The organism is Hymenobacter negativus (assembly GCF_016056375.1).
Lineage (GTDB): Bacteria > Bacteroidota > Bacteroidia > Cytophagales > Hymenobacteraceae > Hymenobacter > Hymenobacter negativus_A.
Window position 1 is genome coordinate 170,205 of the sequence record NZ_JAEDAE010000002.1, and the last position, 19,124, is coordinate 189,328.

General features: G+C 62.4%; 17 protein-coding genes. 5 read left to right on the forward strand and 12 right to left on the reverse strand.

The features are described 5' to 3' along the window. The first annotated feature begins 18 nt into the window (after positions 1–18). The gene (locus tag I7X13_RS05615) at positions 19–1,851 is read left to right on the forward strand and encodes a polysaccharide deacetylase family protein (protein WP_198074715.1); all 1,833 of its coding nucleotides are present in this window, start codon (positions 19–21) and stop codon (positions 1,849–1,851) included. Between the two features lie 67 nt (positions 1,852–1,918). Here the strand turns inward: I7X13_RS05615 and I7X13_RS05620 are convergent, their stop codons facing one another. The 8 genes from I7X13_RS05620 to I7X13_RS05655 all read right to left on the reverse strand — a co-directional run bounded on the left by I7X13_RS05620 (position 1,919) and on the right by I7X13_RS05655 (position 10,095). Further along, positions 1,919–2,959: a tetratricopeptide repeat protein gene (locus I7X13_RS05620; RefSeq protein WP_198074716.1), complete on the reverse strand. Its 1,041-nt coding sequence runs from the start codon at positions 2,957–2,959 to the stop codon at positions 1,919–1,921. Between the two features lie 39 nt (positions 2,960–2,998). Then, positions 2,999–4,243, reverse strand: coding sequence for a tetratricopeptide repeat protein (locus tag I7X13_RS05625; RefSeq protein ID WP_198074717.1), 1,245 nt, complete (start codon positions 4,241–4,243; stop codon positions 2,999–3,001). After that, a complete protein-coding gene (locus I7X13_RS05630; RefSeq protein ID WP_198074718.1) occupies positions 4,243–5,616 on the reverse strand; it encodes an ATP-binding protein in 1,374 nt (457 codons plus the stop codon). The genes I7X13_RS05625 and I7X13_RS05630 overlap by 1 nt, the downstream gene beginning before the upstream one ends. Positions 5,617–5,710: 94 nt before the next feature. Next, complete coding sequence (locus I7X13_RS05635; protein ID WP_198074719.1) at positions 5,711–5,977, reverse strand: DUF167 domain-containing protein; 267 nt, start codon at positions 5,975–5,977, stop codon at positions 5,711–5,713. 32 nt (positions 5,978–6,009) lie between these two features. Then, positions 6,010–6,765 carry an endonuclease III domain-containing protein gene (locus I7X13_RS05640; protein ID WP_233454690.1) on the reverse strand — a complete coding sequence of 252 codons (756 nt, stop codon included), beginning with the start codon at positions 6,763–6,765 and terminating at the stop codon, positions 6,010–6,012. Positions 6,766–6,943: 178 nt separating this feature from the next. Continuing rightward, a complete protein-coding gene (locus tag I7X13_RS05645) occupies positions 6,944–7,921 on the reverse strand; it encodes a hypothetical protein (protein ID WP_198074720.1) in 978 nt (325 codons plus the stop codon). Positions 7,922–8,112: 191 nt separating this feature from the next. Next, positions 8,113–8,523, reverse strand: a complete 411-nt coding sequence (locus tag I7X13_RS05650; protein WP_198067012.1) for a response regulator — start codon at positions 8,521–8,523, stop codon at positions 8,113–8,115. Positions 8,524–8,601: 78 nt separating this feature from the next. Beyond that, entirely contained in the window at positions 8,602–10,095 is a 1,494-nt protein-coding gene (locus I7X13_RS05655; protein WP_198067011.1) for a sensor histidine kinase, read from the reverse strand. An 80-nt stretch (positions 10,096–10,175) separates the two neighbouring features. Here I7X13_RS05655 and I7X13_RS05660 point away from each other — a divergent pair, with 80 nt between their 5' ends. After that, a complete protein-coding gene (locus I7X13_RS05660; protein WP_198074721.1) occupies positions 10,176–11,003 on the forward strand; it encodes a TrmH family RNA methyltransferase in 828 nt (275 codons plus the stop codon). Between the two features lie 18 nt (positions 11,004–11,021). Here the strand turns inward: I7X13_RS05660 and galB are convergent, their stop codons facing one another. The 3 genes from galB to typA form a co-directional block, all read right to left on the reverse strand. Further along, entirely contained in the window at positions 11,022–13,472 is a 2,451-nt protein-coding gene (gene galB, locus I7X13_RS05665) for a beta-galactosidase GalB (RefSeq protein ID WP_198074722.1), read from the reverse strand. Positions 13,473–13,546: 74 nt separating this feature from the next. Then, on the reverse strand, positions 13,547–14,062 hold the full coding sequence (locus tag I7X13_RS05670) for a DUF6630 family protein (RefSeq protein ID WP_198074723.1): 516 nt from the start codon (positions 14,060–14,062) through the stop codon (positions 13,547–13,549). Positions 14,063–14,143: 81 nt separating this feature from the next. After that, positions 14,144–15,955, reverse strand: coding sequence for a translational GTPase TypA (gene typA, locus I7X13_RS05675; protein WP_198067007.1), 1,812 nt, complete (start codon positions 15,953–15,955; stop codon positions 14,144–14,146). 228 nt (positions 15,956–16,183) lie between these two features. Here typA and msrB point away from each other — a divergent pair, with 228 nt between their 5' ends. The 3 genes from msrB to I7X13_RS05690 all read left to right on the forward strand — a co-directional run bounded on the left by msrB (position 16,184) and on the right by I7X13_RS05690 (position 18,131). Next, complete coding sequence (gene msrB / locus I7X13_RS05680) at positions 16,184–16,732, forward strand: peptide-methionine (R)-S-oxide reductase MsrB (RefSeq protein WP_198067006.1); 549 nt, start codon at positions 16,184–16,186, stop codon at positions 16,730–16,732. 159 nt (positions 16,733–16,891) lie between these two features. Further along, on the forward strand, positions 16,892–17,683 hold the full coding sequence (locus tag I7X13_RS05685; RefSeq protein ID WP_198067005.1) for a DUF3050 domain-containing protein: 792 nt from the start codon (positions 16,892–16,894) through the stop codon (positions 17,681–17,683). Between the two features lie 76 nt (positions 17,684–17,759). Beyond that, positions 17,760–18,131: a hypothetical protein gene (locus I7X13_RS05690; protein WP_198074724.1), complete on the forward strand. Its 372-nt coding sequence runs from the start codon at positions 17,760–17,762 to the stop codon at positions 18,129–18,131. A 78-nt stretch (positions 18,132–18,209) separates the two neighbouring features. Here I7X13_RS05690 and I7X13_RS05695 read toward each other — a convergent pair whose 3' ends face one another. Then, the gene (locus tag I7X13_RS05695) at positions 18,210–18,941 is read right to left on the reverse strand and encodes a hypothetical protein (protein ID WP_198067003.1); all 732 of its coding nucleotides are present in this window, start codon (positions 18,939–18,941) and stop codon (positions 18,210–18,212) included. Positions 18,942–19,124 lie beyond the last annotated feature (183 nt).

Sequence of the window (19,124 nt, forward strand, 5' to 3'; positions counted from 1 at the left end):
CGGCAATACCTTTGCGGCATGCGCATTCTCCACGTTCTTTCGGCTGAGTTTTTTGCGGGCTCCGTGGCCTATGCCGTGCAACTGGCCGAAGCCCACCGCGCCCAGGGCCACCAGGTATGGGTGGTGGCCGATGCCGACAGCCTGCCCACCGGGGCCACGCTGGTGTGGGCGGGCATTAGCAACCGCAGCTACCGGCAGCGGCTGCGCAATGCGCGTATCATTCGGCAGGTGGTTAAAAGAGAACAGATTGACGTGGTGCATTGCCACTCGCGGGCAGCCAGCTGGGTGAGCTATTTTGCCCTGCGCGGCTTGGCGGTGCCGCTGGTGAGCACCGTGCACGGCCGCCAGCACCTGCACACGTCCACGTCGCTGTTCGATGTGTACGGCGACAAAGTCATTGCCATTTGCGCCAATCTGCGCGAGCATCTCATCACTGAGGTCAAGATGGATGCGGCCAAAATTGTGGCTATTCCTAACGGCGTGGCTTTCGGCAGCGGGGAGTTAGCAAGCGAGAATTCCACCTTGAGAATTTCCTTTATCGGGCGCTTCAACGGGGGCAAGGGCGAGCGGGCGGCGGCGCTGTTGGAGCAGGTGTTTCCGGCGCTGCTGCGTGAGTTTTCAACGTTGCGGGTGGCGCTCATCGGCGGCGAATTGCAACACCTGCCGGCAGCGGGCAAAACGGCCCTGGCGCAGCTGCAAGCAGAATTCGGTGAGCGGATTGAGGTAGTGGGCTTCACCGCTGACGTGCCCGGCTGGCTGGCCCGCACCACGCTGGTGATTGGGGCGGGGCGGGTCGCCATAGAAGCGCTGGGCGCGGGCCGGCCGGTGCTGGCGCTGGGCGAGGCCAGCTATGCGGGCCTGGTTACGGAAAAATCTTTTGCCTCGGCTGCGGCTTCCAATTTTGGCGACATCTCGGCCCAGCAAAGCCCTTCGGAAGTTGACTTTGCCGCGCTGCTGGCCGATGCGCAGGGATTTTTGCGGCAGCCGCAGGCAGTGTCGGCGGCGCTACGCCAGCAGGTGCGGGCACATTATAATCTGGACACCGTGGCGGCACGAGTGCTGGAAGTGTACCAGGCGGCGCGGATGCAAAAGGCCGTGCCCAGCTTCATCCCGGTGCTCATGTACCACAAAATTCCCGACGTGCCGCTGGCCACCAAACACCAGATTTACGTCACGAAGGAGAATTTTGAAAAGCACCTGGCCTATTTCAAGCAGCAGAAATTAACCCCCATCACCTTCGCCGATTACCTGAAATACGCCAGCGGCGAACTGCCGCTACGCGAATTCCCGCGCCGTCCCATCATCCTGACATTCGACGACGGCTACACCGATAACTACACCAACCTGCTGCCCCTCATGCAGCAGTACGGCTACCGGGGCGTACTCTACCTGCTGGGCGATGCCAATATTCGCTACAACCAGTGGGACGCGGATTTCGACCCCGATGAGCCTCGCTCCGAAATAATGGACCTGGGCCAGAAGCGCGCTTTCGTGGCCGCTGGCTGGGAAATTGGCGCGCACACCATGTCGCACCCTCGGCTTACCACGCTGCCGCTGCCCGAAGCCGCCACCGAAATACAGCGCAGCAAAACCGCGCTGGAAACTGCTCTGGAAACCGAAATTGTGAGCTTCGCCTACCCCTACGGCGACTTGAATGAGCCTGTAAAAGCGGCCGTGCGCGAAGCCGGTTTTACCCTCGGCGTGGCCACCGACACGGGCGGCATGACCATTGAAGACGACCGCATGCAGGTGTTCCGGGTGAACATGTTTCCAAACGAATCGGCCAGCAGCCTGCTCAAGAAAACCTCGCCCTGGTACCGCAAATACTACCGCTGGAAGCGCGGAAAGTAGCTGATTTCGGGTTGGCTGGCGTGGCCTGCTGGCGCCGACTGTTGCGGCAAGGGAAAGTGAAAATGGCTCATTCGTTCAGCTTTCTCATAATCAGCAAGGGGATGAAGATGGACGCCGTCACCCCAACGGCCAGGCCAACTGATTGGGGCTGGGTCAGTGGAATACTGGCGTTAATTAGCCCGAGGTAATCTCCCAAAAGTATCAGCGGTGGCAGCAGCAAAATGCCTGCTACCCAAAAGCCGAGTCGGCGTTGCCAAACCTGTTTGGGCGACAGCCGGAATATCGGGTCGTGGCGCGTGCGCCACCACGCCCGGACTACGGCTCCGGTACCACAAATCCGGTAGAACAGCACGCTCAGCCCGGGTTCGAGGCCCAGGGCCCGGCGCTCGGCCACCTGCCGCTCGCTGCGCAAAAACCAGATGGGCCAGTGCTGCTCACGCCGGGCCCGCTGCAGCAGCGGCAGTAGCTGGGCGGCGCGGTTGGGAGCCTGGCGCAGGGCCTCGGCAAGGTGGGGCTCGGCGGCGGCGGGCTCGAAGCGGTTGAGCAGCAGTAGTCCGCGCCGGGCATGCACCAGGTGGTTGGTGGGGGCCACGTGCAGCAAGCGGTGGAAATCTTCGTCGGCGGCCTCAGGGTGGTCGCGCTGCTCCTGGGCCAGGGCCCGCCACAGCAGGCATTCCACGTTTCGGGCATCCAGGGCCAGACCGTTGTTGGCGCTGGCAAGGGCTTCGGCGGGGCGGTGCAGCAAATACCGCACCTGGGCCAGAAACCCGAAAAAAACCGCGCTGACTGGATTCAGTCGAATGGCATCCAGTATCACCAGCTCGGCTTTGCGCAGGTGGCCTTGCTGGCCCAGGATGAGGGCCAGCAGGTGGTGGCACTGGGCGTCTTCCGGAGCCAGGCCGATGGCCGTTTGCGCGCTTTGGCGGGCTTCGTCGAGCCGGCCGAGCTGGCGCAGGGCTTCGGCAAGTGCCAGGTGGGTGGGCGCGTGGACGGGGTCGGCGGCCAGGCACTGGCGGGCCAGCTGGGCGGCTTGCTGCGGCCGGCGGTGCTCCAGCAGCAGCCAGACGCGCGCCAGACCAGCGGAGCCAGCAGAGAGGGAATGGGCCATGAGCAAGCGGGGAAAGACAAAGTGGAAACTGCCAGCTGCCTACCGGGCTGTGGGCGGCCGGAGAAACACTGCGGCACTAAGAAACCCGGTGTACGCGAATAGCATCAGCCGGCTCTTGATTGCCAAAGGGGCATCATCGAGCCAGAAAATAAACACGATGGCAGCGGCCCCGCCCACCCACATCCATTGGGCGTACCGATGTTCCGACTCGCCCCACACTTCGCGCCATGACCCTTGCCACACGCCCAGGGCGGCTAGTCCGGCCAGCGTGGCGGCCACCACCGGCAGTCGGGCCGGCAGCAACACGGCCAGCACTGCCGCGCCCACGCAGCCCAGGCCGGCCGCTACCAATCGCCAGCTCAGCGGCCCCAGCCAGGCCAGGGGGCGGCCCCGCAGCTGCATCACCACGGGGGCCAGGCGCCAGCGCAGGTAGGCCCAGCCGTAGAGTAGCAGCAAGGGCACGCACAACATGGAAATAGCCAGCGTCAGGCCCAGCATTGCTACCGCATGGCCGGCGGTGCCCAGCCGGGCCACGAACCATTCGTTGTAGGCCACAATATATCCGTCCAGCCGCTCCATCTGGCGCGGCAGCCAGTAGCGTTGTTTCCAGCTCACTGAAAGGCCCGCGCGGGCTTCCTGGGAGTCCGGGTGGTACTGCAGGGCCGTGCGGAAATGGCCTTCGGCTTCGGCATAGGCTTCGCGCGGCAACAGCAGCTGGCCCAGCGCCAGGTGCGCCCGCCAGTGGCTAGGGTCGAGGCTGAGTATAGTGCGGGCCGTGGCTTCGGCCAGGTCGTTTTCATCGAGTTGACGCAGCGCTTGCAGCTGGCGATACAGGCAATCCAGGTTGGCGGGGTCCCAGCGCAGACCGGCTTCGGCCGTGGCCCGGCTTTGCACCGGATGGCCCCACGCCAGCTCCAGGTAGCTGCGCAGGGCGTAGAATTTCGGCTTGCCGGGGTCCAGTCCCAAGGCGGTAGCGAGGGCCTCCCCGGCCTCTTTGTTGCGGCGCTGGTTGCCGAGGCTGAGGGCCAGGAAATAGTACGCCTCGGCATAGCTGGGCTGGGCGGCCACTGCGCTGCGGGCCGCCGCCTCGGCCTCGGGGTGCCGGTCCTGGCTGTTCAGCACCATGCTCAGCACCACCAGCGCAAAGCCTGAGCGGGGGTTCTGGGTCAGCTCGTGGCGCGTCAGCTCCTCGGCCAGGGCGTAGCGATGCACCGCGACCAGGTTTTCGACCTGCGCAAACCAGCCGGGCTGCCCCCGCACCGATTGTCCCAGCGCCGGCGCCATTACAGTCCCCCCGGCTTTTTCACCCCCAAATACACCAGAATGTCGTCGTAGAGCCCGCCTTCGTTGGAGTACAGTGCGTAGTTGCGGGCCGTGGCAAACCATTCCTTGGTGCTGGGCTTTACTTGCTTGGCGGCATCCAGCAGGTGGCTTTGCTCGATGGGCAGGGGGCGGCCGCTGCGCATGGAGGCGCGCAGGCACACGTCCACGGCCCCATCCACCAGCGCCATCAGGTCGGCCCCGCTGAGGCCGGCGGTGCGGGCGGCCACGGCGGCCACGTTCACGCCCGGAGCCAGGGGCTTGCCGCGCAATAAAATGTCGAGAATAGCAGTCCGGGCCGGCTCGTCGGGCGGCGTCACCAGCGTGATGCGGTCGAACCGGCCGGGGCGGCGGAAGGCAGGGTCAAGCTGCCAGGGCGCATTGGTAGCGGCCATAATGAGCACGCCCTCGTTGGAGTGCGTGGCCCCGTCCAGTTCCTCCAGAAACTGGTTTATCACGGTGCGGCCCGCGCTTTGGCGCAGGTCGTGGCGGTTGGCGGCCAGGGCGTCCACTTCGTCAAAAAACAGCACGCACGGGGCCTGTGCGCGGGCTAGCGCAAACACCTTGTGCAGGTTCTTTTCGCTGTTGCCCAGCCACATGTCCAGAATATCCGAAATGCCCACGCTGATAAAGCTGGCCTGCACCTCGCCGGCCGTGGCGCGGGCCAGGTGGGTTTTGCCGCAGCCGGGCGGACCGTACAGCAGCAGGCCGCCGCCGCTGGCCTTGCCGTAGGCCTTGTACAGGTCCGGGAATTGCAGCGGATGAATGATTTTGAGGCGGATTTCGTCTTTCACCGCCTCCATGCCGCCTACATCGGCAAAGTTGATTTTGGGTTTTTCCAGCCCCAGCAGCTGGGCCTGGACGTTGAAAGCATCGGTGGTGGCATCGGCGGGCGCGGCAGAGCTGCTGCCAGTAGCAGCGGGCACGCGCGGGGCGGGCAGGGCGGCTGCAAGGGCTTGGTCGAGGGCAGAATCAGCTGCGTCCGGGTCGAGTTCAACGGCGTGGTCGTAAGCCGTGCGGGCTTCGGCGGGCTGGCCGGTGGCCAGCAGTAGGCGGGCGTGCAGCCGGTGCGCGGGGGCGTGGTCGGGGTGCTGGTCCAGCAGCTCTTCCACCACCACAAAGGCGGCCGAGTGCTTGCCGGTAGCCAGGTAAGCTTCGGCTAGGCTCAGGCGCAGGGCATCGTCGGTGGGATATTGGCGCAGGCCCTCGCGGCACAGGGCTTCGGCCTCGTGCGGCTGGCCGGCGGCGTTGAGCTGGCGGACCAGGTGTTGGCGCAGAGGCAGGTTATCGGGCGAGAATTTCAGGGCATCGAGCAGCGGCTGGAAATCGGCTGACATGGCGGCGGGAAGGTAGGGAAGAGGGAGAGGAGGGAAGCGGAAACTGGCCCGGAAGTTACGGCCTGTCAGTTGCCGCTGCAGGCTATTCCGGCATTCAGGCCAGTAGCCCGGCTAGTATCCGTTGACCATCTTCCTCAGTCACTCCTTCAATTTCCAGCTTTTTGAACGGGGCCGTGTGGCCGCTCAGCAGCAGTACGCTGCTTTTGGGTACGGCAAACACAGTGGCCAGAAACGCCTGCAGTACGGCATTGGCCTGGCCTTCCTGCGGCGGCGCTTTCAGGCGCACGGTTAGGGTGCCATCGGCAGCGCGCAACAATTGGTTTTGGCGGGCATTGGGCTTGGCCCGCAGGTGCAGAATCATGGTGAATTTCTTCGGATTTTCTCAAAAGAACGTCATGCAGCTTTTCCGCCCAGCCGGGCCTGCCCAAACGGGCACTGGTCCAGCACCACGCAGCGCCCACAGGCCGGCGATGAAAAATAGCAGCACTTCTGCCCATGAAACATGAGCGCCTCGTGGTGGTCGTACACCTGCTGGGCGTCCCAGCCGGGCGGCAGCAGGGCTTCGAGCAGCTTGTGGGCCGGGCCTTCGCCCACCTTCGGCCCGATGAGGCCCAGGCGCTGGGCCACGCGGTGGTGGTGGCTATCCACGGGCATGGCCGGGATGCGCAGGTTGCTGAACAGCAAGGTGGCCGCGCTGGTCTTGGGCCCCACGCCGCTGATGCTTTCCAGCCAGGCGCGGGCTTCGGGTACGGGCATAGCAGCTAGAAAGTCTAAGGAGCAAGGCGCATCCGACCCGCAGCGCTGGCTGATTTCGCGCAGCACCGCTTGGATGCGCGGGGCTTTCTGCTCGGGCCAGGTGCAGGCCCGGATGGCGTGCTGCACGGCCTCGGTGGGCGCATCGCGCACGGCTTCCCAGGTGGGGAAAGTAGCGGTCAGCTCCTGGTAGGCGCGGTGCGAATCAGCGTTTTTGGTGCGGTGCGAGAGCAGGGCGCTCACCAGTTCGCTCAGCGGGTCTTTGGTGCTGAAGAAGCGGAACGGGGCTCCGTATTCGGCGCAGAGCCGCTCGTGCACCAGCAGCGCCTTTACCTGGCGGGCGGCAAAGTCGGCGGCCTGGGCTTCGGCAGTTGTGGCAGGAGCGGTAGGTTTCATGCCCGGCCTACGCTGTGAGGCCGGACGGCGTTACGCTGCACTCAATGAGGATTGAAGAAGTTTGTCATCCTGAGCGTAGCGAAGGACCCTATCACGCTTATATAGTCTGCGGTACTTCAGTCGAATCAGTCGTGATAGGGTCCTTCGCTGCGCTCAGGATGACAGCTTTTTCTGGGTGCTACCGCGCCGAATTATACAGGGCAATGGCCTGGCGCTGGTTGTTGGCTTGCTTGCTTTGCAGCACAATGGGCACAATGAGTACTGGAATAGCCGCGTAAACCAACGGCGAAATGCCCGCCTGGCCATCGCCGGGGCGCAGCGACTGAAACAGCCCGGCCACGAGCAGTCCGCCGCCCACCAAGTAGCTGCCCAGCGTGAGCCGCTGGTACCGACGCGAGTCCAGGAGCAGCTCCTGCGCCCCGGCATTGTCGCGGGTAGCCAGCATCAGGTTGTTGGTGGTCAGGTTCTGAATGGGGCCGTTGTCTTTGGAAAAATATTCGGTTTTTACCGTGCGGTAGCCGCCGTAAGGGTAGCCGCCAAAGCCCCCGTAACCCACGCCATAGCCGCCGTAGCCATAGCCTGGGTAGCCAAAGCCCCCCGGCCCGGAGTTGTACTGCGAAGTAGTGATGGAATAGAGGCTGATGCGCCCGGTCTTTTCGCGGCGCAGCGTGGTTTCCCGCGAGGAATTGGGCAGCGTGGTGCGGACGTAGTGGCCCGTTTCGTCCTCATAAAACCCTACTTCCGCTAGCTCAAACCTCTGCCGCCCGTCCAGCAGCAGGTAGGAGCGGCCGAAGAGCGGATTCTTCGTCTCCACGTCGTTGGCCGAATACACCATCCCATTTTTCAGGCCTACCTGGAAGCGGGCGGGGCGGGCGTTGTTGCCCGGCAACTGGCCGGGCGGCGTGGGCGCATACACCGGGGCGGGCGCGGCCATGGGGGCGGGCTGCGGGGCCGTCACGGCAGCGCGGCGCGAAGAATCGGCCGGGGCGACGGGCACGGTTTCCAGCTGGCGCGGGGCCGGGGCCGGGCGGGGCCGGGCGGGCGTGGGCATGGTCGGCGGCGCACCCAGCTGGCGCGGGCCATCATCCTGCGCTTGTGCCGTGCGCCCCCCAAGCAGCATCAGCAGCAGGGCCGGGTATAAAACGGGAATTTTCATACGGAAGGACAGCAATTAAGACCAACGGGCCGAACAAGGTAGCCTTGCCCCGCCAATAATACCGAACCCCGCGCAAACCCCCGCGCCCGGGCCAGCAAACCACCAAAAAGGAACGTCGGCAATCGGCGGTAAATTCCGCACTTCTATCGTGAAGGGCAAGTGAACCCGCAGTTGCTTCGGCGCAGCCAGTGCTATTTGAGGAGCTTCTCCAGCAGGCTCAGGCTGTCCGAGAGGTCGGTGCCGGTTTCAAAATCCAGCGGCTTAAGGATGTAGCCGCTCACGCCCAGATTTTCGGCGTCGGCGCGGTCTTCCTCCATGCTCGAGGTGGTGGTGATGAACACCGGAATGTGCTGAAATTCGGGGTTGGCGCGCAGCTCAGTCAGGAACTCGACGCCGTTCATGCGGGGCATGTTCAGGTCGAGCAGGATAACCTCGGGCAGCGGGCGCAGGGCCTCCGCGCCATTTCGCCCCAGCAGCAGGTCCAGGGCTTCTTCGCCGTTGAAGGCCGTGTGCAGCTGGTGCGGCACGTTGAACTTGGCGAAGGACTTCTCCGCTGTCATCGTATCAAAAATATCGTCTTCGACTAGTAAAACAGAACGCATAATAGGGTAATAATTGAATGGTAGCTGTGAGTTCGCCTGTCATCCTTCGTGCGCTCAGGATGACAGCTCCGCTCGTGGTTATTTCGGCCACGTAAAGATAAAACCGGCCCCTTGCCCCACCGCCGAATCGACGCGAATAGTGCCCTGTTGGTCGTTAATAATTTTCTGCACGATGCTCAGGCCAATGCCCGTGCTTTCGGCCGTGTGCCGGTCGCGCAGGGTTTGGAAGAGCAGGAAAATCTTCTGGTGGTACTCCGGCGCGATGCCCGGGCCGTCGTCCTGCACCCGAAACTCGTAGTAGCGGCCAATGTCCTGGCACGTCACCTCGAGGTGGCCGGCCCCGCGCTGGTGGTATTTCACGGCGTTCGAGAGCAGGTTGGTGAACACTTGTTGCAGGCTCAGCCGGTCGGTTTCGAAAGTGGGCATGTCGGGGCCGATGCGGAGCGTGAAATCGGGCGGCACCACCAGGTCGGCTACTTCGGTCAGGAGCTGCTGCACGCTCACCGTCTCGCGCGATTGGGCGGCCGTGCGGCCCACGCGGGCGTAGGCCAACAGCCCGTTTATCAAGTCTTCGAGGCGCGCCAGGCGGCCCTTCATCTGGTCGAGGTAGGTGCGGAGCTGGGGCGAAAGCTCGGCGGCCAGCTCGTCCTCAATCCACTTCACAATGGTGGTCACGCCCCGCAGCGGCGCTTTCAAGTCGTGTGAAGCCACGTAGGCAAACTGGTCGAGCTCGCGGTTGCGCTTCTCCAGCGCGCTGAAGCTGCCTTCCAGCGTCTGCGTCATACGGTTGAGCGACGTGGCCAGCCCACCCAGGTTATCCTCGGCATCGTCTGTGATTTTAACGGTGTAATCGCCCTGCACCACCTGCTCGGCCAACTCCCGAATCTGGGCAATGCGGCGGCTCACCTGCGCATTTACCTCGGCCAGTTCGGCTTGCAGGCGGCGGTTGTCTTCCAGCTCCTTCACAATTTTTACCACCAGCCACACCACAATCAGCACGGCCAGCACCGCCGAAATGAGCACCACGATGGGCGTCGCTTTTTCAAATACGTCCTGCAACGCACTGCGCTGGGCCAGCAGGGCCAGCTCGCTGCTTTTGATGCGGGCATATAGCATGCGCACCTGGCGCAGGGTCTGCCGGTCGGTGTCGAGCAGGGTTTGCATGGCCGACTGGCTCATGGATTTTTTTATCTCCGTGAGGGGCCGCAGAATTTGAAACTCCTGCTCCACCAAGGCGCGCAGGGAGTCGAGCCGGGCGCGCTGGGCGGGGTTGTCCACGGTCAGGGCCTGCACGCGCTCCAGGGCGGCGGGCAGCTGGCCGGTGGCCATGCTGTAGGGGCGCAGGTACACCGTGTCGCCGGTGAGCAGGTAGCCGCGCGTGCCCGCCTGGGCATCTTTGAGCACCGCCGTAATGGTTTCGGCCTCCTGCAGCACCTGATAGGTGTGCTCCACGTTCTGGGTTTGCACGCTTAGCCCCCGGATGCTCCAGAACGAAGCCGCCGCCGTAAGCAGCAGCACGCCAATGGCCAAGGCAAAGCCTACGATGATTTTGGTGTTGTTTTTTAAGTTCATCGGTTGCGAAGGTACTGGGCCGCCCTACGCGGCCGGCCCGGCGATGGTTGGGGCCGGCAGCCGGCCGGTATCTTTGCGCCATGCCATTTGCTCCCCTCGACCGCCTCAGCAGCCCCCAAAACCCACGCATCAAGCAGCTGCTGAAGCTGCAACAGAAGTCGGCCGAGCGTCGCGCCCTTGGGCTTACACTGGTAGAAGGCCTGCGCGAGCTCACCGTTGCCGTCGAGGCTGGCGTACCGGTAGCCACCATCTACACCTGTCCCGAGCTGGCCGGCGAAACCGGCGAGGCCGAACTGAGGAGCCTGTTTCTGGGCAAGAAAGACGCGCCCGAATGGTTCGAAGTCACGCGCCCGGTCTTTGAGAAAGTAGCCTACCGCGAAGGTTCCGACGGCCTGTTGGCTGTCCTCCGCACCCCCGCCCGCACCTTGGCCGACCTGCGCCTGCCCGCCGACCCGCTGCTCCTCGTGCTCGAAGCCGTGGAGAAACCCGGCAACCTCGGCGCCATCCTCCGCACCGCCGACGCCGCCCCGGTCGACGCCGTCCTCATCGGCGACCCGCGCACCGACCTCTACAACCCCAATACCATCCGCTCCAGCATCGGCTGCGTGTTTTCGGTACCCGTCGTCGCCGCGCCAATGGCGGAAATCACCGCCTTCCTGCGCTCCAACGGCATTCGTAGCTACGCCGCTGCCCTCACGCCCCAAGCGCACTCCTACCTCGACTGCAACTTCCGCCAGCCCACGGCCCTCGTGCTCGGCACCGAAGCCGACGGCCTAACGCCTACCGCCCTCGCCGCCTGCGACGACACCATCATCATCCCTATGATGGGCCGCATCGACTCGCTCAACGTGAGCGTGGCCGGCGCTGTGCTGGCATTTGAGGCCGTGCGCCAGCGCACGGCCTCGTAAAGCACCGGGTTATAACAACTACTGAGCTTTGGTTTGCAGGGTCAGACTGCCCGCCTGCAGCCCCGCTCCGCTGGCTTTCACCTGCACCGCGCCAGCTTTGCCACCAGCCTGCACAATGGCCACCAGCTGCCCCTGAAACGCGCGCATCTGCGGTTTCTGGAAGCTCTCCAGATTCGTGGCATCGCCGTTGCCGATGGCCCGGAAGCTGCCCGCACCACTCACCGCAAAGCTGAGCGACTGCGCCGCGTCGGGGCAGAGGTTGCCGTCCTTATCCTCCACGCGGGCGGTGATGAAGGCCAGGTCCTTGCCATCGGCCGCCAGGGCCGTGCGGTCGGCCACCAGCTTGATGTGGTGCGGCGCGCCGGCGGTTTTCACTTCTTCTGTGGCTACCGCTTTGCCCTGGGCATCGTAGGCCACTACTTTGATGCTGCCGGGCGCGTATTTCACGTCCTTCCACATCAGGCGGTAGCGCGATTGGGGCTCATTCGACGGGCCTTTGGTTTGGCGGCCCTGGCTCTGGCCGTTCACAAACAGCTCGGCCGAGGGGTAGCTGGTGTAGGCAAAAACCGGCGTAGTCTGGCCTTCGCGGCCGGGCCAGGTCCAGTGCGGCAGGATATGCATCGTGGGCTGGGCCGTGTTCCAGCGGGCGCGGTAGAGGTAGTACCGGTCCTTCGGCATGCCGGCCAAATCCAGAATGCCGAAGTAAGAGCTGTGCGAAGGCCATTTCTCATCGTAGGGCGTGGGCTCGCCCAGGTAGTCAAAACCCGTCCACACAAACTCTCCAATGGCATTTGGAATGTCATCCTGGGCGGCAAATTCCTCGTCCGGCGTCTGCGACCACACGCAGGCCTCCAGGTCGTAGCTCGACGACTGATTATCCGGATACTGTTTCTGCTTAGCCTTTTCCACCGGAAACTTGTACACCCCGCGCGAGCTCACCGTCGAAGCCGTTTCGGAGCCGAGCAGGAAGCCCTGCGGCAGCTTGGTCAGGGCCTGGGCATAGCGGTGCGGCTTGTAGTTGAAGCCGGGAATGTCCACCACGTTCACGATGCCGTACTTGAAATCGTCGTCGTAGCGGTCCATGCCCATGGTCACGGGGCGGGTGGGGTCTTCGCGGTGCACAATGTCCTGCAGGCGCTTGGCAATGAGGGGGCCGTTGGCATTGCTCTGGTCTGGCACCTCGTTGCCGATGCTCCACATTATCACCGACGCATTATTGCGGTAGTGGTGCACCATGTTCACCAGGTCCTTCTCCACCCACTCGTCGAAATACTGGCTGTAGCCATTCTTCACCTTCGGCGCCTTCCACTCGTCAAACGACTCCACCATCAGCATCAGGCCCATTTCGTCGCACAGCGTCACCAGTTCCGGCGCGGGCATGTTGTGCGACGTCCGGATGGCGTCGCAGCCCAAATCCTTCAGCAAGGTCAATTGCCGCCGCAAAGCCGCCGTGTTGATGGCCGCGCCCAGCGGCCCCAAATCGTGGTGGTTGCACACGCCCTTGAACTTGCGCGGCTGCCCGTTCAGCGAAAAGCCCACGCCCTTCTCAAACTTGAAGGAACGAATGCCAAACGTGGTTTTGTAAGCGTCTTTCAGCGCCTTGCCCGCATACAGATTCGACGAAGCCGTATAAAGAACCGGCGTTTCCGGCGACCACAACCGCGGCTGCGGCACCGTCAGGTTCTGCTCAAACGTCAGGCCATTGCTAAGCTCCGTGCTGGTGGTAGCCACCACTTTGCCCGCCGCATCGCGGATTTCGGTATCGAGTCGCAACGGCTGCGGCTTGCCGCCGGGCATTTCCACCGTGGTTTTTAGGGTCACTTTGGCCTGCGCCGCCGTGATTTCGGGCGTGGTCAGATAGGTGCCCCACACCGGAATGTGCACGTCGTCCGTCACCACCAGGTGCACGTTGCGGTAGAGGCCCGCGCCGGGGTACCAGCGCGAGGCTTCGGGCTGGTTTTGCAGGCGCACGGCCAGCACATTGTTGTCGCCGGGCTTCAGCAGCGAGGTAATGTCGAGCGAAAACGAATTGTAGCCGTAGGCCCAGTGGCCAGCTTCCTTGCCGTTCACAAACACGTGCGGGTCGCTCATCGCGCCATCAAACACCAGCACCGCCCGCTGGCCCGACCCGAAGCCCGGCACCGCCAGCTTGCGTCGGTACCAGCCCGTGCCGATGAACGGCAGCCCGCCCGTGCGCCCCGACTTCTGGGTAGCCTGCTGCTCCTGGTTCTGCTCAATCTTCACGACCTGCAGGTCATTATTGCCATCAAACGGGCCCGAAATGGCCCAGTCGTGCGGCACGCTCACCGTCTGCCACTTGGCATCAGCAAAATCGGGTTTGGCCGCGTTGGGCACGTCGCCTTTCGAGAATTTCCAGTTGGAATCAAGCAGGTATTCGTGCCGGTTCTGGGCCGTGGCAGCGGTGGCGGCCAGTAGCAGCGTGGCACTCAGCAGGTTTTTCAGCAGCATAATCGGGCAATGGGAATGGAGTCGCAAGGTACGCCTTGCCGCCTTTACACAATCGATTATTCTGCCCTGCCGGGCTAATACACCGTCACTCCGAAGCCCAGTTCCTGCGCCAGCTGACGGGTTTCTTCCGCCTGTGCATCGGCTACCACGCTCAGGGCGTAGGAGTCGCTGTCCAAAGTAAACAGCACTACCGCCAGCCCAACCGGCTCGGCCAAATCCTGCACGATGTCCAGCGCTTCGGGACCGGTCACCGTAGCTCGCCCACTGGCGGGCGCAGGCAGCCGCACAGCCTGTTTCTGCTGCGTCAGCGTTTCGTTGATGCCGTAAACCAGGTCGGCGGCCAGGTCTTTCCAGTCGCTTTCCCAGAGCAGTTCCTCGCTCAACAACGCGTCAATCAGCGCCAAATCGCGCAGCTCCTGCGCCGGCAGCGCCGCCACAATGCCGCGCTCTTCCAGTTCCTCGGCAAACTGCTCCTGGTAAGCGGCTGGGTCGCGCAAGACCAGCGCCAGCTGCTCGCTCACGCGCCGGGTAGCCTCCGCATCATTCAGGGTAAAAAGCTGCACGAAGCGGCTCAGATTTTCTTGATTCATAAAACAAAAAGTAGCGTTCAGGGAATGAAAAAGGGCGCGACCAAAGCCGCGCCCTCTTCAAAATCATTCAGCAAAGAATAATTAGTCGGCCTGCTTGGCGTAGCGCAGACGCTCGTTTTCGTCGAGCAGAATCTTGCGCATACGAATCGACTTCGGCGTCACCTCCAGGTATTCATCCTTCTGGATGTATTCCATGGCTTCTTCCAGCGAAAACTGGCGCTTGGGCACAATCTTGGCGTTGTCGTCCGAGCCCGAAGCGCGCATGTTTGTCAGCTTCTTGCCTTTCTGAATGTTGATGGTCAGGTCGTTGGGGCGGGTGTGCTCGCCGATAACCTGGCCAGCGTACACTTCTTCGCCCGGGTCCACGAAGAACGCGCCACGGTCCTGCATCTTGTCAATCGTGTACGCCGTGCCGGGGCCGGTTTCCAGCGAAATCAGCGAGCCGGCAATGCGGCCGGGGATGGTGCCTTTGTGGTCTTCGTAGTCCACGAAGCGGTGGTTCATGATGGCCTCGCCGCCGGTGGCAGTCAGCACGTTGTTGCGCAGGCCAATCAGGCCGCGGCTTGGAATCATGAACTCCAGGTGCTGCAGGTCGCCTTTGGGCTCCATGATGGTCATTTCGCCTTTGCGCATGCTCACCAGTTCAATCACCTTGCCGGCCGTTTCCTCGGGCACGTCCACCACCAGCAGCTCAATGGGCTCCTGGCGTTTGCCGTTCTCATCTTCCTTGAAAATAACCTGGGGCTGACCTACTTGCAGCTCGTAGCCCTCGCGACGCATCGTTTCGATGAGCACCGACAAGTGCAGAATGCCGCGGCCGAACACCAGGAACGAGTCCTCCTTATCGGTGGCCTGCACGCGCAGGGCCAGGTTTTTCTCGGTTTCCTTGAACAAACGGTCGCGCAGGTGGCGCGAGGTCACAAACTTGCCTTCCTTGCCGAAGAACGGCGAGTTGTTGATGGTGAACAGCATGTTCATCGTCGGCTCGTCGATGCTGATGCGCTCCAGGGCCTCCGGGTTTTCGAAATCGGCCAGCGTATCGCCAATGTCGAAGCCTTCGATGCCCGAAACGGCGCAGATTTCGCCGCTGCTCACTTCGCTCACCTTCACGCGGCCGAGGCCTTCGAACACGTGCAGCTCGCGAATTTTTACCTTTTTGATGCTGCCGTCGGCCTTCATCAGGCTCATGTTGGCGCCTTCCTTCAGCGTGCCGCGGTGCACGCGGCCGATGGCGATACGGCCCACGAACGACGAGTAGTCGAGCGAGGTAATCTGCATCTGGGGCGTGCCTTCCAGGGTCGGCGCAGCCGGAATCGACTCCAGTACGGCATCCAGCAGGGGCGTAATGTTGTCGGTTTTCACTTTCCAGTCGGTGCTCATCCAGCCCTGCTTCGACGAGCCGTACAGGGTCACGAAATCGAGCTGGTCTTCGGTCGCGCCGAGGTTGAACATGAGGTCGAACACCTGCTCGTGCACCTCGTCGGGGCGGCAGTTTTCTTTGTCTACCTTGTTTACCACCACGATGGGCTTCAGGCCCAGGGCAATGGCTTTGCCGAGCACGAAACGCGTCTGCGGCATGGCGCCTTCGAAGGCATCCACGAGCAGCAGCACACCGTCGGCCAGCTTCAACACGCGCTCTACCTCACCGCCGAAGTCGGCGTGACCAGGGGTATCGATGATGTTGATTTTGGTGCCGTTGTAGCGTACCGATACGTTTTTGGAAACGATGGTAATGCCGCGCTCGCGCTCCAGGTCGTTGTTGTCGAGGATGAGGTCGTCGAACTGCTGGTGCGCGTCGAAAATTTTGGATGCGTGGATAATCTTATCCACCAGGGTGGTCTTGCCGTGGTCAACGTGAGCGATGATGGCAATGTTCCGGATATTCTGGGCCATATGGGTTGGTTTTGCGGGTGCAAAGGTACGGATAAAAAGGCGCAAAGCCTTGTGGTACTCAACTATTAACACGAGCCCCGCTGCCGCACCCCGCCGCGCAGCCAAGCTCGTCGCCCTAAATGGCTTAGCCGGGGCGTAAGGTTCCCGACCTTCTTTCGTCTACCCAGCCGACCCAACCGGGCACCACCGTCGTATGTAGGCACAGTGCCCTTAACCCCAACCTCAGCCATGCGTTTTTCCCTGCTGTTATTCCTTATTTCGGTGCTTTCGCTCAATTCGGCCTGCTCGCAGAAGCGCGACGTGGCCGCCAACACGCCCCGGCCGGCCCGCACCATCGCCGGCAAAACCTACTTCCAGCCCCAGCCCGTGACCGGCAAGCCCGATGAATTCCCGGTGCGCCACACTGCCGCCGAGTGGAAGAAAATCCTCACGCCCGACCAATACTACATCCTGCGCGAGCAGGGCACCGAGCGCCCCTTCACCGGCAAATACCACGACAACCACGCCGCCGGCAACTACTACTGCGCCGCCGACCACAACCTGCTTTTCACCTCCGATACCAAGTTTGAGTCGGGCACCGGCTGGCCCAGCTTCTTTGCCCCGGCCACCAATACGAGTGTAAAAGTGGCTTCTGACAACAGCTTCGGCATGAGCCGCGACGAGATTGTGTGCGCCAAGTGCGGCGGCCACCTCGGCCACGTCTTCGACGACGGCCCCAAGCCCACCGGCCAACGCTACTGCATGGACGGCAACGCGCTGGTATTTGAGAAGAAATAAAAGAAGCGGTGGTGATTTTCTGGGAAAATTAATAAATAGAAACCCTTTGGCAATCCAAGCCAAAGGGTTTCTCGTTTGTATAAACCATTTTCCCGGCCCAGCATTTGCTAAGCATAGGGGATGAGCTGTATTCGAATAGTTATAATAAAAAATTGTTGTATGGAAGCTGAGCTGGACCCCATCGAATTCTTGCAGCAGGAAGTAGCCGGTACCCGCCAGCTGTTGCTCAACAACGGGCTGTATTATCGCCTCCAGACCATGGCCGACCTGCGCCAGTTTATGGAGCACCACGTTTTTGCCGTGTGGGATTTTATGTCGCTGCTCAAAGCCCTGCAACGTGACCTGACCTGTGTAGACGTGCCGTGGGTACCCACCGCCAACCCCGCCACGCGTCGCCTCATCAACGAAATTGTGTTGGGCGAGGAAACCGACGTCGACCCGCAGGGTCAGCCTGTTAGCCATTTCGAGCTCTACGTGCGGGCCATGGAAGAATGCGGGGCCAACACGCTACCCATTCGCCGCCTGGTGGCGGCCGTGGGAGCGGGCCGCACGGTTTCGCAGGCGCTTGCCGATGCCCCGGCCCCGGATTCGGTGCGCCAGTTTGTCGAAACTACGTTTCGCATCATTCAATCGGGCAAGCCGCACGCGGTAGCGGCGGCTTTCACTTTTGGCCGCGAAGACTTAATTCCGGCCATGTTTCGCCAATTGGTGGGCGAGCTGCGCGACCGGTTTCCCGGCCAGCTCGACACATTTGTGTATTACCTCGACCGTCACATCGAACTCGACGAAGAAGTGCACGCGCCCCTGGCCCAGCAAATGGTGCGCGAGTTGTGCGCCGACGACCCCCAACACTGGCAGGAAGCCCAGCAGGTCACCATCGAATGCCTGGAAGCCCGCATGGCGCTCTGGGACGGCATCAAGCCCACCCAGGCCAGCCCCGCGCTGGCGTAGTCAGCCAACTACTGAGCCGCGCTCACCGTTTGAAGGAGGCAGCCGCCTGGCTGCCTCCTTTTTTATTTATTCGGACATGCTGACTTCTCAACTATTTACTGCCCGTCCTTGGCTGGCATTTGGAGCGGCGGCTCTGCTCTCGGCCTGCTCGGTTTCAGAGCAAACCTCTGAAAATGCCGCGCCTACCTCGGTGCCCACCGAAGTGCGCACCGATGCCGACCGCCGGGCCATTTACAACAGCAACGGGGCGGGCACCAGCAATGGCTACGCCGTGCCCGATGCCACGCCCAACCGCGTGCGCCTCGGCGAGCAGGCCGCCGACATCAACCGCCAGAAGCGCATCGAAAACGTGAACACCAACGACCCCAACACCACCACGCCCGAAACCCGCCTGCAACGCCTCAACAACAGCTCCTCCGCGCCGCTGGATACCGCTCGCCGACCCTGAAACCCCTGGGGTGACAACAATGAAAAAGCCCGCTCCGGTTATTCGGAGCGGGCTTTTGCTACAAAACAAGCGGGAGTACTATTCGCTTACTTCACCGGTGCTGGGGCTGTCGGCCGAGTTCATTACGCCGGTTGCTTCAGGCTCCGGTGCGGGCGAGGCCTGAACGCGCGGTTTGGGGCCACGCTTGGCGCCCGTGCTGGTGGCGGCAGTGGCTGGCTTGGGACCGCGCTTGGCACCGGTGGATTTGGCAGCCGTAGCAGCGGGCTTGCGGCCCCGGCTGCTGGCAGCTGGCGCGGCGGCGGCAGTTTCGGTAGCGGCTTCATCGCTGGCGCGGGGAGCGCGCGGTTTGCGGGGCGTGCCGTCTTTGTTTAGCGTTGGGCCTTTCTTGCTGCCCCGGGCAGTTTTGCCGGTGGCGGCGGATGCCGCGGCGGTTTCCTGGCCATTATCGGCCGCGGCGGACCCGGACACCGAATCATAGTGGCGCACTATGGTATGCAGGGCCTGCTCAAACATACGCTCCGTGTCGCCGTCGAGGCGGCGCGTAGCCTCTTTCACCACTTCCTTCAGCTTGGCCTTCGTTTCTTTGCGAATGCGTGTCACCACTTCATTCATGCGGCTGTTCAGCTCCTTTTGCAATTGCTTGGCGGCCGACTTGAGCGACTTCTTCTGACTGGCTTTTTTGCTGGCGCGGTCGTCGTTCAGGTCAGCGGAAGCACGGCTCGCGCTTTTGGCCGATTTACGGGCCAACTTTTCTTCCGGCGTGCGTTTCGCACGTTTTTCCGTTTTAAGCGGAGAAGCAGGTTTTTTCATTTGAAAAAATGGTTGGTGAAGGGTGAAAGAGGCGGAAAGAAGTCGATTGGATGACGCTATATTTTAATTAAGCGCGCTCAAATATAAAATCATTTAAGCGTCAAACGGTTTGCCTGGTTTTTTTGTTGATTTAAGCCTGTACTTTTTTTAATCGTTTCTTTGTGGCGGGGAATAATTGCCCTG